The organism is Bombilactobacillus bombi (assembly GCF_003522965.1).
In the GTDB taxonomy this organism is placed as follows: Bacteria; Bacillota; Bacilli; order Lactobacillales; family Lactobacillaceae; genus Bombilactobacillus; species Bombilactobacillus bombi.
Genome location: NZ_CP031513.1, coordinates 35,251 through 48,787, shown reverse-complemented (window position 1 = coordinate 48,787; position 13,537 = coordinate 35,251). Strand labels below are relative to the sequence as shown.

The 13,537-nt window shown below is 35.1% G+C and carries 11 protein-coding genes and 1 tRNA gene; 4 read left to right on the top strand and 8 right to left on the bottom strand.

From position 1 onward, the window contains the following. The first annotated feature begins 53 nt into the window (after nucleotides 1-53). Nucleotides 54-2,333, top strand: coding sequence for an RNA polymerase recycling motor HelD (helD, locus tag DS830_RS00175; protein ID WP_118907864.1), 2,280 nt, complete (start codon nucleotides 54-56; stop codon nucleotides 2,331-2,333). 12 nt (nucleotides 2,334-2,345) lie between these two features. Here the strand turns inward: helD and brnQ are convergent, their stop codons facing one another. Next, nucleotides 2,346-3,749: a branched-chain amino acid transport system II carrier protein gene (gene brnQ, locus DS830_RS00170; protein ID WP_118907863.1), complete on the bottom strand. Its 1,404-nt coding sequence runs from the start codon at nucleotides 3,747-3,749 to the stop codon at nucleotides 2,346-2,348. Nucleotides 3,750-4,336: 587 nt separating this feature from the next. Between brnQ and DS830_RS00165 the strand changes: the two genes are divergently transcribed. Then, on the top strand, nucleotides 4,337-4,738 hold the full coding sequence (locus DS830_RS00165) for a pyridoxamine 5'-phosphate oxidase family protein (protein WP_118899611.1): 402 nt from the start codon (nucleotides 4,337-4,339) through the stop codon (nucleotides 4,736-4,738). A 610-nt stretch (nucleotides 4,739-5,348) separates the two neighbouring features. Here the strand turns inward: DS830_RS00165 and DS830_RS08930 are convergent. Then, the gene (locus DS830_RS08930; RefSeq protein WP_205526787.1) at nucleotides 5,349-5,492 is read right to left on the bottom strand and encodes a hypothetical protein; all 144 of its coding nucleotides are present in this window, start codon (nucleotides 5,490-5,492) and stop codon (nucleotides 5,349-5,351) included. A 156-nt stretch (nucleotides 5,493-5,648) separates the two neighbouring features. Beyond that, nucleotides 5,649-6,320 (bottom strand): CPBP family glutamic-type intramembrane protease, encoded by a 672-nt coding sequence (locus DS830_RS00160; protein ID WP_118907862.1) that lies wholly within the window; start codon nucleotides 6,318-6,320, stop codon nucleotides 5,649-5,651. A gap of 167 nt (nucleotides 6,321-6,487) precedes the next feature. Here DS830_RS00160 and DS830_RS00155 point away from each other — a divergent pair, with 167 nt between their 5' ends. Further along, nucleotides 6,488-7,201 (top strand): hypothetical protein, encoded by a 714-nt coding sequence (locus DS830_RS00155; protein WP_118907861.1) that lies wholly within the window; start codon nucleotides 6,488-6,490, stop codon nucleotides 7,199-7,201. 97 nt (nucleotides 7,202-7,298) lie between these two features. On the opposite strand, the gene DS830_RS00150 is transcribed toward DS830_RS00155, so the two are convergent. From DS830_RS00150 to DS830_RS00135, 4 genes are all read right to left on the bottom strand, one after another. Then, the gene (locus tag DS830_RS00150) at nucleotides 7,299-9,776 is read right to left on the bottom strand and encodes a glycoside hydrolase family 2 protein (RefSeq protein ID WP_118907860.1); all 2,478 of its coding nucleotides are present in this window, start codon (nucleotides 9,774-9,776) and stop codon (nucleotides 7,299-7,301) included. A gap of 189 nt (nucleotides 9,777-9,965) precedes the next feature. Next, nucleotides 9,966-11,174 carry an MFS transporter gene (locus DS830_RS00145; protein ID WP_118899619.1) on the bottom strand — a complete coding sequence of 403 codons (1,209 nt, stop codon included), beginning with the start codon at nucleotides 11,172-11,174 and terminating at the stop codon, nucleotides 9,966-9,968. A gap of 148 nt (nucleotides 11,175-11,322) precedes the next feature. Next, nucleotides 11,323-11,395 (bottom strand) — tRNA-Thr (locus DS830_RS00140). Nucleotides 11,396-11,468: 73 nt separating this feature from the next. Continuing rightward, complete coding sequence (locus tag DS830_RS00135) at nucleotides 11,469-11,987, bottom strand: HdeD family acid-resistance protein (RefSeq protein WP_118907859.1); 519 nt, start codon at nucleotides 11,985-11,987, stop codon at nucleotides 11,469-11,471. A gap of 91 nt (nucleotides 11,988-12,078) precedes the next feature. On the opposite strand from DS830_RS00135, the gene DS830_RS00130 reads away from it, so the two are divergent. Then, nucleotides 12,079-12,741 carry a metal-dependent transcriptional regulator gene (locus DS830_RS00130; RefSeq protein ID WP_118899623.1) on the top strand — a complete coding sequence of 221 codons (663 nt, stop codon included), beginning with the start codon at nucleotides 12,079-12,081 and terminating at the stop codon, nucleotides 12,739-12,741. 30 nt (nucleotides 12,742-12,771) lie between these two features. Here DS830_RS00130 and DS830_RS00125 read toward each other — a convergent pair whose 3' ends face one another. Continuing rightward, the gene (locus DS830_RS00125) at nucleotides 12,772-13,524 is read right to left on the bottom strand and encodes a DUF975 family protein (RefSeq protein ID WP_118907858.1); all 753 of its coding nucleotides are present in this window, start codon (nucleotides 13,522-13,524) and stop codon (nucleotides 12,772-12,774) included. Nucleotides 13,525-13,537: the final 13 nt, after the last annotated feature.

Below are 13,537 nucleotides of genomic sequence, written 5' to 3'. Positions count from 1 at the left end.
TAAGTTCATAGACCAGTACAATACTTGACGAACAATAAGGATGGTTGACAAAAATGCAGTTTCCCAACGAAAGTAAACAAGCTGAACAACGACGTGTAGATTTTGTCACGCAATTAATCGAGCAACAATTACAAGAAACCAGCGCCGATATTGATAAAGCTCAACATGAACGTCGACAAGTAGAATTGAACTTTGGAGCGAATACGCGCGCTAATTATATCGAAACAGATGATATTATTGAGACTAATGCCACTTTACAACAGCAACGCCAATTGATGACTAGTGCCGTTAGTAATGAAGAGATTCTGCAACATAAGGAAAAAGAATTACACGCGCTAGAAGGATCCCCTTACTTTGGTCGTATTGACATTCAAGAAGCTGGCGAAAATGACACTCTATATATCGGCACTGCTTCTTTAAGTGATGAAAATGGTGAATTCTGGGTTTATGATTGGCGAGCACCCATTGCCAGCATTTATTATAATGGCACTTTAGGTACTGTTAAATACGAATCACCCATGGGCACTCAAAATGTTGATTTGCAGCGCAAACGTCAGTTTTCAATTCGGCAAGGTCATATTGATAATATGTTTGACACCAATGAAACTATTGGTGACGAAATTCTTAAAAATGCTCTTGGTCAAGCTAGCAGCGCGCAAATGAAAAATATTGTTGCTACTATTCAGCAATCACAAAATCAAATTATTCGTGACACCAAATCAGAATTACTAATTGTTCAAGGTGCTGCCGGCTCAGGCAAAACCTCTACTATTATGCAACGAATTGCTTATTTGCTTTATCATAGTCGACAACAATTAAATGCCGAACAAATTATTTTATTTTCACCGAACAATCTTTTTTCTAATTATATTGCCGAGGTATTGCCCAGCTTAGGTGAAAATAATATGCGACAAGTCACTTTGCAAACCTTTTTAGCCCGGCGTTTGCATGGATTGAAGATTCAGACATTATTTGAACGTTTCGAACAAGAGCAAACCACTTTTGCTGTAAGCACTCAACAAATTCGTCAATATAAAGATAGCATTGAATTTGCACAAGCTTTACAAAAATATGCTCAACACGCTGATTTAAGTTTAGCATTTACAGACTTAATATTTGAAGGGCAGGTTTTTTTTACTAAAAAACAAATTCAAGATATCTATCAACAATTACCACAAGCCTTAGCGAGTGCTGATAAATTTTTACAAACTAAAAATCATTTAATCAAACAATTACAACACTTTCTTCATGAAGAAGAACAAGCTGATTGGGTTATTGACGCGATTGATAATCTCTCTAGTTCTCAATATCAAGCAATTGATCAACAAGAACATCTGGAACAATACTCTAGTCAACAACAGCAACACATCTTGGCTCGTTACCTTGTCAAACAACATTATCTACCTGTTTACGATGCTATTTATAATGATTATTTTTTTGATGTGTTCCAACTATATCAGCACTTTTTATCCCACTTACAACCCGCTGCAATTACTCCATCTATTTGGCAAGAAATGATTGTTGAAATTAGTGCCAATCTCGAGCGTCATTATTTACAATTAGATGATGCAACCGCAATATTATATTTGCAGCAATTGGTTACGGGCAGTGGTCAAAACCAGCGCATTAAATATTTATTTATTGATGAAATGCAAGACTATTCTGCTTTGCAGTTAGCCTATATTCAAAATTCATTTCCTAATGCTAAATTGACCCTACTAGGTGATATTGAGCAAAACGTTTATGCGCATGATACTCTGTCACAACAGCGTTTTTATAATTTAACCAAATTAATTCCCCATAAAAAATCTACTCTAATTACACTCAATCAAAGTTATCGGGCAACAGCCGCAATTACCAATTTAGCTAAACAATTTATTCCATCAGGTGCCAAAATCCAAGCTTTTAATCGTTCAGGAAAAACTCCCATTTTATTTTCAGGCGATGAACAAAAACTGCCTAATTTCACTTTAAAGTTAGCTCAACAACAAGTTCAAAACCAGCGTCGTGTTGCTATTATTACTAAAACTAATCAACAAGCACAACATTTAGCCGAATTTTGGGGTAATCATGCACAGTTATTACAGGAACAACATACTAAAATTCCACAAGGAATCGTTGTTTTGCCAGTTTATTTAGCTAAGGGCTTAGAATTTGATAGTGTGATTGGCTATGATGTTTCGACCTTCAACTATCATTCAGATGGTGACTGTGGCATTCTTTATACGATTGCCACTCGGGCTTTACATGAGTTGTTTTTTGTCTGCGGACCTCAAAGGGCAGCTATTTTCAATCAAGTAAAACCTCACAGTCTTATCTTCAAAAAATTTTAATTATTACGTCCACTAATTATCTTGGTGGGCGTATTTTGTTGTTAGGGTTTTAGCGCGATATTGACTGCCAAAATGCCAACATAAACCAATGAAAGCTCCTACAGCTGCGGGTACTACCCAATCCATGCCTAAACTCGCGAAAGGCAAAAACCGCTGTTGCCATGCTCCTAAAGCTTTAGCCCATACTGTTTGACTGATTACAGGCGGAAAAGCGGCAATCATATCTAAAACAGCAGCAATTGTTGTTAAACCTACTGTCCAGACATAAACACGCGAATCGCGTTTAAATAATGGTGAAAAGATTGATAATAAAATCAAAACCATTGCAAAAGGATATAAGAACATTAATAAAGGTGTGGACCAAGAAATAATCGTATCTAAACCAAAGTTAGCTGTCAAAAATGATGCCAAACATGTCAAAGCTAACCAAACATGATAGCTAACTTTAGGAAAATGTTGATGAAAATCCTGAGCAAATGCTGCTACAAGTCCTACAGCAGTAGTTAAACAAGTTACTGTGATTAAAACTGCTAATAATACTTGACCTGTACGTCCTAAATAAAAATTAACTAATTGGCTAAATGCAATCCCACCATCAGCTGACAATTTAAAGCGACCTAAAGTTGTTGCACCCAACCAAATCAAAACGACATAGATTAATCCGATTAAAGCAGTAGCCAAAACACCAGCCTTGGCGGTTACTTTAGCATTACTTTTAGGTGTTGTCTTACCCATTTGCTTAACAGCTGTGACAACTGTAACCCCAAAAGCTAAACCAGCCAAAGCATCCATGGTGTTGTACCCTTGTAAAAAGCCATTAAAAAAGGCATTGTGTTGATAAGCTGTTGTCACTGGCTGTGCACCGGCAGCGCTAATAGGATTTAAAAAAGCTAATAAAAAGACGACAAGTAATAACAACAAAAAAAGTGGATTTAAGACTTTACCTATACTAGATAAAATACTTGATTCTCGATATGAAATCACAAACGCCAACAAAAAGAACAACGCTGAAAATACTAACAAACCACTATGAGCCCAACTGCTTGGTAATAATGGTGCTAACCCCACCGTAAAAGATACTGTGGCCGTCCGAGGTGTACCAAACAATGGCCCAATCGCTGCATGAATTAATACCATAAAAATTAATGCAAAAGTTGACCCTAACGGTAGTCCAATATCATAGACACCCTCAGAACGTGTAATACTAACTGCTAAGACTGATAACAAAGGTAATAAAACTGCTGTTACTAAAAAGCCTACCATTGCAGTGCCCCAATTGGCTCCAGAAAGTTGTCCTAAATGCAAAGGGAAAATTAAATTCCCAGCTCCAAAAAACAAACCAAATAATAAAGACCCAACTACTAAGTAATCCTTCCAAGTTAATGGGTTCGGATTAAGATCACCTTCAGTTTTCATATCAATTCCTCCAAATTAATTATCTTATTGTCATTCCACCAATTCCTTAATCTGACTAATCATCGACATCACTCCTTTTATTGAAACAAAAAAACCCTTTAGTCAAAAATTTGACTAAAGGGCGCAAAGCGCGGTACCACCTTATAGATAGAGTCATTATTGACTCTCTTACTGCGTACAAACAAAACTATACGCAAACACGATATTGGGTGTCACCAATGCCAGCTACTTTATTCACCACATTGCTCAAAAGCGATTATTATAATAGTCATCTAGCTTTCTTACACCAATCAAAGCTCGCTGAGTAGTGGAGCTATTATAATAGAACTTTCTCACAGCTTTTTAATTAATTGTTCATTATAATAAATCCATTTCTAATAATTGTCAACAATAAAATTACTAAAAATTTGCAATCGCAAATCTACTAGCAATTTTATTATCTCCGTAGTGATAGTCTTAGCTTTTAGATCTTGTAACTTTTCTGCCCTAGTTTATCCAATCATTTCATTAGACAGAACTTTTCTTAGGTGGTAATGTCAAAAGTAACTTAAAAGATTTTAACGTAAATTATTATGGAGGATATTACTATGCAAAGTTTAACAGAAGAAATGAAAACTATGATTGGAGAACAGTTCGCATTTTTGGCCACAGTTGATAAAGATGGCTATCCTAAAGTTGGGCCGAAAGGATCATTGCATGTGTTAGATGATCAGCATTTAGTATATTATGAGCACACATTTCGTCATGCTTACAATAATATCATCTCTAATGGTCGAGTAGCAGTGGCCGTAGCTGATAAAAAAGCCCAAAAGGGCTTTCGCTTTGAGGGCGTTGCTCATCTTCATGAAAACGACGAAGTTACTGAAAAATTATTACCAAAACCTGTTATAGAGAGATTTAATCGGGGAGCTGTTGTAATTATTGATATTCAATCTATTTATAAGCTAGATAACACCCTTGAGGCTGGTACGCGGATAGCTGAAAATTAATATAGAATTTAGGTATTGATGATGCCTTGGGTAATATAGCGATACAACACCATCTAACAGTTGATGAGTTGATAGATGGTGTTTACTACATAAATAATGAAATCAAGTGTTACTTTAGATTTTTTAGTTCTAATTCATTATAAAATCTACATTGTTGAAATATTGATGTGTGGATTTAAGCAAATATATAAATTAGATATTGGTGATCTTAATTTTGAAAAGCGCGGGTAAGAAAAAATATTCATTATGCGATTGTGTATTTAGACGAGCATACTCCAGTATTTCAAGATTAAAAAAAGGGGTATATTTTCCCTTTTCTCTTGTTCTACTGATTGCTTTAATTAATCCGAGCTCAATATCTACAACATAAGAAAGAAATTTAAAGATAGATAAGATTAATCACTTCAAAACTAATAGCTATATGTTATACTATATGTAAAGAAAAGAGCTGGTGTGCTAGCACCAACTCTCATGCAGAGCCGTTTAAGACGGTGACGCAGCAACAAATTATTCTAACCGCTACTGGTCAAAGTAAGGCGGTTATTTTTTTCGGTTGAATTTCATCAATTCTATAATCAATCTGATTAACTCAATGCCGAATGTGCCAACACTAATTATAACCAGAAATAATTGTAGAATGTCCGCAATGGACACCTAGGCTACTCCTTTCGTTAGGATCTGTAACTGAATGATTTACACCATCAGCACCACCTCCCACTATAAGAGCGCCACCGCCTTTAACTTCTCCACGCAAATTATTATAACAAACTCTAAATTTTAAATATACTATTGTCCGTGCTAATCCAGCTTTCTTACTGATTGATAAGACGAATTAAACTAAAGTTTTTTTGTAATTCTAATATTTAGTTTTTTCCTATACACTTATCCTCTTTGTTTATAAATATAACTTCTAAATTAAAATAACCTTAAGAATGGCTATAAAAACTGCCATCATTACACAAATACGAAAATTTTGAGTTGATAAATATATAGTCGCCAGCATCCAACCAATAGCCATATAAATAAAGAAATTGATCCAATGAAGCACTTCTAAATTCAACAAACCATAAATTAAGCCACTTAAAAAAATCCCTGCTAAAGCACTACCTAAAGAGTTACGTCTTAAAAAATAATTAAAGAAAAAACCGGTGGTCACAAATTGTTGTTCAATGGCAATAACTAATGAAGTAGCTAATAAATCGAACCAAAAAGCGATGGATCCCCGATCTAAATAATCAGCACGATTGATTAGATATGGAAAGCGCCCCATAGCCTTTAAATAACTAATCAGCATCATAAATAGACCAATGGCAATAATAGCAAAAGCAATCAAACCAAAAAATTCCGTTATTCCCTGATGTAAGCTGTTGGTAGGAGAATTAAAACATTGTTGTTCATGCTGATAACGTGCCCACATAAAAAATAAGATTAGCCCTGATAAAACCACAAAAATAACAGCCATTAATGGATTCAATCCCTTATTACCTAAACATAGCTGTTCTAGTTTCTGTGAAAAAATTACCAAAGCTAGCCAAATTATGTACCAAATCACTCGAATAGAAGGAGATTTTAATGCTTGCATAAATTCACCTGCTTAGTTTGATAAATACTAAGGCATTATAACATTAAGTAGCTATGAAGCTCAAATCAATTTTATTGTTTAAAAATCATTCTTTCTTCATAATTACTATTGTAAAAACTGTTATAATGAAACCATTAAGAATAATAAAGAAAGTGTGGTTTAAATTAATGTTTAACAAAAAAGTAACAATTGCTGTTGCTAGTTTGGCCTTTATATTAACTGGCTGTGGTAATAACTCCAGCAAAACTAGTTCTCAACAACCTGTCAAACCTTTTAGCGCAAAAGTAACACCTAGTGATGATGGAATCAAGCAACAAATCAGTGGTAGTTCTACCAAAGGTGATAAAGTTTATTATCAAGTGGCTGATGGCCAAAAAGATACAACTACTGTCAAAAACAAAAAATTTACCATTTCTTTGCCAGCATCTTTGAATACTCGTAAAGTAACCGTTAGTCAAAAGCAAAACTTGAGCAAACCCATTAAAGTTACTGTAGACAAACCAACTGCTGTAATTAGCAGTGCTAAATTTGCGAAGGGTTTTAACGGCGCCAAAAAGATGGATGCAAAAATGCCAACAAAAATGCCTAAGCTTGATCGTCCTATGAACATCATGTTTAGTCCAGTGACAACTTATCGGATTTTGAGTAATCAAACTACTATTTATAGTATTCAATTGGAAATCACTGATGTTGCTAGTTCCGAAACCAAGGCTAATATTGGTGCAACAGCCGCCGGTTTAGGCATTAAAAACTCTGATTTAACAGACTTAGTAAACAAAGCTAAAAAGAACAAGGGTGCTAAGCAGACTAAAGACATTAATGGTTATCATTTAACCACTTTGGTTGACGGCAAGAAGTTAACAGTTAATGTTACTAAATAACCTTTAAAAACTAAAAAGCGAAGACAAAATTTTGTCTTCGCTTTTTTTGTTAACAAGGCTGCATAATAATAGCGGGCAGTCTGCTCTAATAACAAATTTAATAAGTAATAGTTTTTGAGGGTAAATTATTACCTGTAACTGTTAATAAAGCTGGTTGTTGATTGTGCTGTTTTAAAATAATCGCCAGCGCTCGCCCATTAAAAGTAGTTGTTTGCAATGAATTAAAAGGCTTCAGCGGTTTGGGATTACCGCTACCAAAACCTAAAATTTGATCTTGCTGATTATCTAGTTGAACTTGTAATTCTTGATCATTATCTGTAATTAGATTGTCTGCTTCATCCACCATCTCGATATTAACATAATAAATATCGCCATTGATTCCCTGTTGATAGCTGAGTCGAGAGTTCATAAGCTGTACATTATTTTCCACACTTAAACGCAATTGTGGATGCTGCTTGGTAGCAGTTTGTAAAGTATAACTTCCTAACTCTTGGTCATGATTATAGGCTACTGCGGTTAATTGTCCCGGCAGATACTCAAGCTCAAATAAAGTTCTGAAACTATCAGCAACTGGTTTACGAGCTATAACTTGCTGATTAAGACGTAATTCGACTTCAGTACCTGGACTATATACTTCAACTATAATTGGCGCATGTTCTTTTACATCCCAGGTCCAGCTAGAAATAGTATCACTGAGCATCCAAGGTGTTTTTTGCAGTGTTTCCCCATAGTGATGCGGATTTTGGACAGCTATATATGGCTTTTGACGACGACCAAAAACAATTTCTCGATAATAAGAAAGTGGACGTCTAAAACCTGTAATATCTAAATCACCCACATACGCTAGTTGTGCAGGATATTGTGCACCAAATCCACCTTCACCAAATTGATAACCAGGAATGCCAACACCCGCTTCACCGATATAATCCCAGCCAGTCCAAGTGAAATCTCCAATAATCTGATTATACTTTTGTACTAGTGGCCAATTTTCCCCAATTTGCGGTGGATAAGTTTCTGTTCCAATCAACAAACGTTGCGGATGAGCTTGGACGTCATGCTCATAACGGGCAGTCATATAATTATAACCAGCAATATCTGTCGTTGCAAAAACCTTATCCAATTGATGCGATATTTTGTCATCAACAATAATCTGGTCCAAATACTGATTCATAGCAGTCATAAAATCATTAACATTGCCTTGAATATCTGCAGAATCATTTTGTTGCTTAGCAACTCTTTCTACAATTGGAATTAAATCATTGCCGACGGAAAATAAGCCATTAACTGCTGCTAATGTATAACGAGTTGGATCTAATTGCTGGATTAGTTGACTGATTTGAGCACTTAATTGAACACCCTGATTAGTAGCTATTTCAGGAATTTCATTACCGATAGAATACATCACTACACTTGGATGGTTAAAATCTTTAGCAACCATTGAACGAACATCTGCTTGCCACCACTCTTGAAAATACAACCCATAATCATAATCGGATTTACTACGGTTCCACATATCGAAAGTTTCATCCATTACATACATGCCTAATTCATCACATGCTCGTAGTAAAGAAGCAGCTGCCGGTTGATGGGCCATGCGAATTGCATTAAATCCTGCTTGCTTCAATAACTTAATTTGGCGATAAGCAGCTACGTCATAAGTAGCCGCACCTAGTAAGCCACTATCATGATGAATGCCGGCTCCGCGTAATTTAACCGTTTGTCCATTCACTTGCAAGCCGTGATGTGCATCTAAAGTTAAAATTCGTACTCCAAAAACAGCCTCCATCTGATCAACAACTGCTTGTTGTAAATCAGTTAATTGGACTACGCAACGATATAAATGTGGGTCTTCCCCACTCCATAATTGCGGATTCAACCAAGATAAGCGCTGTTGCCATTGCTGCTGATCTTGACTATTAATTACGATTGGGCTGCTATCTTGTATCACTAAGTTATTATTTTCATCAAATATTTGCGTATTTAGCTGTAATTGATCTTGTATTTCTGTAGTTTGATTATGAACTATTGCTGAAATCATCACAGTAGCCTGTTGCTTATTGGCTTGTTGTGTTGTAATTTGTAAGGCATCAGGTTGCAAATAAGTCCGCTTAGCACTGGTTAATAAATAAACATCACGAATGATACCCGCACCAGAATACCAGCGGCTATTAGGCATTGCTCCTGTTTTAACTTGTACTCGAATTTCATTATCAGCATCATATTGTAAAAATTTATTTAATTCTACATAAAAAGTTGAATAGCCATAAGGCCGCTTCGCTGCAAGCTGCCCATTCACAAAAACAAAAGTGTTCATATAAACACCTTCAAATTTTAACTGAAAAATGTGGTCTTTTTCATCTTTGGTTACGAACAAATTTTTGGTATAAATATATGTTCCCCCGTCACGATAACCAGTATTGCCACCGTTACTATTTTGGGGATTTGCTGGCTGTTCTAACATCGCATCATGAGGTAAATTAACTTTCTTGGCGGTTTCTGGTACATTCCAAAGTAAGGCAAACGAATTATGATCCTGCCAAAATTGCCAATCTTGATTCCATCTCATTTTTTGCATCATTTAATCTCCTTTACTAAAGTCCAATGAAGACGATTGCAGTGTTAGTATACCGACTTTAGCAATCTATAACTAGTTGCAAAACAAGGATTTCTCTCTTCATTTCCCAGAAAGTTATTTTTGAAGATAAAAATAAGACCGAGATAAGCTACTATCTCTGTCTTTTAATAATTTATTGATATAAATTTTTTACTTAGCTGTAGTTTTAATAAAGAGTGTTAACAAACTGCTTACAAACAGTAATACTCCTAAAACAACAAAAGCTACAACAAAACTACCTTTAAATGCATCCACCAAAAATCCTGCTAACATCGGTCCTAAAACTCCACCAAAAGTACCACCAAAATTCAATACACCTGTAGCTGAACCAATCCGATCTTCCGTAAATAAGCGCTGTGACCAAGTAAATGAACCAGTAAATGTGGCAACAATAGTCAAATTAGAAATAGCCATCATCACAGCAGCTAACATTAAATTATGAAAAGAAACCATTACGATCGTCGACAACATGCCTGTTGTAGCTGTTATAATAAGAAAGCGTTTCTGTTGTCCAGCAAACCATTTCGATAAAACTATCCCAGTTCCGAGACTTCCGACAATTTGCCAAATAGCATTTAGAGCCAATAAGTTACCTGCACTACTTAATGATAAATGATAAGTCTTGGTTAAATAAGTCGGCATCCAAGATGAACTACCATAAGCAGCAATGTTAATCAGAACCATTATCAAAGCTAAAACTAAGACATTAGAATCGCTTAAAACTTGTCCTAAACTAACTTTTTGTACAGGGGTCGTTGCAGTTTGCTTCACAGCAGTTGCTTGATATTTAGGTATACATAAGGCGATCACTACAAGCGCAATTAAAAATAAAGCTCCTAATAAAAAATAACCATAGCGCCAATTAATCGCAATTACCCGTGTACCAATCGTAAAAGCTAAGATAGCGCCAATTCCAGTAGTTGTTAGAATTGCCGACTGCATAAAAACTCGTTTTTCTGAATCAAAATTTTCTGCAATAGCTTTAGAAGCTGCAGAAGGATAGCCACTATGGCCAATACCTGAGCCAAAACGCATTAACATAAAAAATATTAAACCATTAGCCCACCCAAAAGCAAAGGCAAATAACGCTGTTAAACATAATGATAATAAAAGAATATTCTTCGAACCAAATTTATCAACTAACCAACCACTAGGAATGCTCATCAAGCAATATGCTAAGAAAAAAGCACTCATAATATAACCAGTCTGCGTTGAAGTCAAACTAAACTGCTTGCTGATAGGTACCATGGCTGCGGAAACCATTTGCTTATCCATATAAATAATTGAATATCCAATCATCAGTGCCACAACCATTTTCATACTGCCACGCATTGCTGGTTGTTTCTTATCATTTTCCATCTAAACACCCCATTCATGATTATTAGTTAATATTGAATTAGATGTTTTTAATTATAACGAATATTTATCCAACTTACCATTAATATTTTTATAATAAATTAATAAAAAAACACTTTCCAAAAAGGAAAGTGTTCCTTACCACAATATAAGCCATCTATCGGATTCGGACCGACGACCTCCACCTTACCACGGTGGCGCTCTACCTGCTGAGCTAAGATGGCAACTCAATACCTATTTATAATACCAAAAAATTATTATTTTGCCAACAAAAAATAGGCTTGAGCAGAGATTTTTTTAAAAAGCTTCAACAATTTCCAAAATACCAGACATCAAGAAATAAACAGCTGCCATGGTAACGATTAATACGCCACCAATCATCGGCCGGAACAATAAGATAATACCAGCAATAATACTAATAACAGCCAAAATAATAATTACCCAATGATAACTTTTACCAAACCACCGATAAATTGGTGCTAAACTGAGTTCAGCAATTCCATCTATAATAAACCAAAATGCCAACATATAAATCATTGTAGTCAGACCTAATGGTAAGTTAAACAAAAAGATAATTCCCAACAAGATATCCACAATTGCGGAAAAAACTAACCAGCCAATGCGACTATTCATCATAAGCTGATGAACACGAAAAGCTAACCAGCATTGATAAATTCCTCTTATTAACGAAAACATACCTAATAGCAACATAATCGTAATGAGACCAGAAACAGGATGACTGATAATCTCATACCCGACAAATAACGAAAAAATCCCAATGATTAAACTAAAAATATCAAATCGACGTGCTTGCATTTTTACAATCTCCTCTTAAATAAAATTGCGCCCTAATCTTCAACATCTTATAATAAGATTATTAAACTTATTATAAGAAGAGGTTAAACAATTGTCCCCCAGTAAAGAAGACTACTTGAAAAACATCTTTGAATTACAGCACAGTTTTCAGAAAGTTACCAATAAACGTCTTACCGAAATGATGCATGTCAGCGCCCCTTCAGTTACAGAAATGCTCTCTAATTTGACTCAAGCTGGCTTTATTGAACATACGCCTTATAATGCTATTGCTTTAACAACTAAAGGCAAACAATTAGCTGAAAACCTAGTCAAAAAACATCGAATCTGGGAAGTATTCTTGGTTAACAATCTACATTATACCATTATTAATGTAAATCAAGCAGCAGATTCCTTAGAACATTCAACTGATGACCAATTATTACATGCCTTAAATAGTTTTTTGCAATTTCCGCAACGTTGTCCTCATGGCAGTATTATTCCAGGTAATGGACAAGGGGAAACTGATGATGATGACTTGGTATTAAGTGAAGTAGAAACTATGACCCCTGTTAAAATAGTTCGAATTTTTGATAATCGCGAATTTTTAAATTATTTCTCAAAATTAAATTTAAATCTCAATCAAACAATCACCGTAATCCAGCATTTACCTTTTGATGATTCCCTATTAATTAAAACCGCTACTGGTCAAGAATTAACTTTAAGCCGCAAAACTACTGATTTTATCTTTGTCGAAAAAAATAAAGACCAGAATTAGTAATCTTTTCTGGTCTTTATATTATAGACTTTATTTAACACCTAGATTATTGCCATTCAAATTGATTAAATCTTGGTAAAAAACGGCATAACTCGCAGCTTTATACGGGGCCACATATAAATTAAAAGCACCCATTGAAAAATAATTTAATAAATCCCAACCCCAAAAACTAACATCCAAGAAAAATAATCTCATTCGATGACCTCGCATTAACTGCCAGCTCAAATTAAGAGTTTGTAATGTTTGCCTCCAGGTTAATGACTGTTTTTGCGTCAAATCTTTATAGATAAAATAACTCATCAAAAAGCTATATCTAATAAATAACATGACCAATAACCCCAAAAATGAAGTTAACAGCAACCCCACTCGACAAAGCACAAATACAATTAGCCATAACGCAATAGTGGAAAAAAAATAACGTCCAGAAAATACTTGCCATGCGCCATCCCAATGAGGTGCTTGTTTGGGCTGACGAATCAGATCTAAACAAGTAAAAGCGACCCCAATGGAAACCAAAAAATATGCCAAACGTCCTTCAGTCACATATAAATACACTTGTGGATTATTGTTCAACCATTTGGCCATCGCAGTATAAACTTGATTGTAAGTAACATTAGGAGAAAATTGACTGGAAAATTGCATTAATGACTGCATCGCCAAATAAATCAATCCCATCAACAATAACAAAGGCGCCCAGCCTAATTTCAAGATACTCATGGGTTCACGCCGAATAATTTGTTTGGCAATTTGCTTAATTTCAAAAATACTTTTGGGAATTTGCACGTTATTATTATCT

Coding starts and splice junctions, on each gene's coding strand:
- DS830_RS00150 (WP_118907860.1), bottom strand. CDS start 9,776: ATGCAAAAAATGAGATGGAATCAAGATTGGCAATTTTGGCAGGATCAT.
- DS830_RS00145 (WP_118899619.1), bottom strand. CDS start 11,174: ATGGAAAATGATAAGAAACAACCAGCAATGCGTGGCAGTATGAAAATG.
- brnQ (WP_118907863.1), bottom strand. CDS start 3,749: ATGAAAACTGAAGGTGATCTTAATCCGAACCCATTAACTTGGAAGGAT.
- DS830_RS00155 (WP_118907861.1), top strand. CDS start 6,488: ATGTTTAACAAAAAAGTAACAATTGCTGTTGCTAGTTTGGCCTTTATA.
- DS830_RS00160 (WP_118907862.1), bottom strand. CDS start 6,320: ATGCAAGCATTAAAATCTCCTTCTATTCGAGTGATTTGGTACATAATT.
- DS830_RS00165 (WP_118899611.1), top strand. CDS start 4,337: ATGCAAAGTTTAACAGAAGAAATGAAAACTATGATTGGAGAACAGTTC.
- helD (WP_118907864.1), top strand. CDS start 54: ATGCAGTTTCCCAACGAAAGTAAACAAGCTGAACAACGACGTGTAGAT.
- DS830_RS00135 (WP_118907859.1), bottom strand. CDS start 11,987: ATGCAAGCACGTCGATTTGATATTTTTAGTTTAATCATTGGGATTTTT.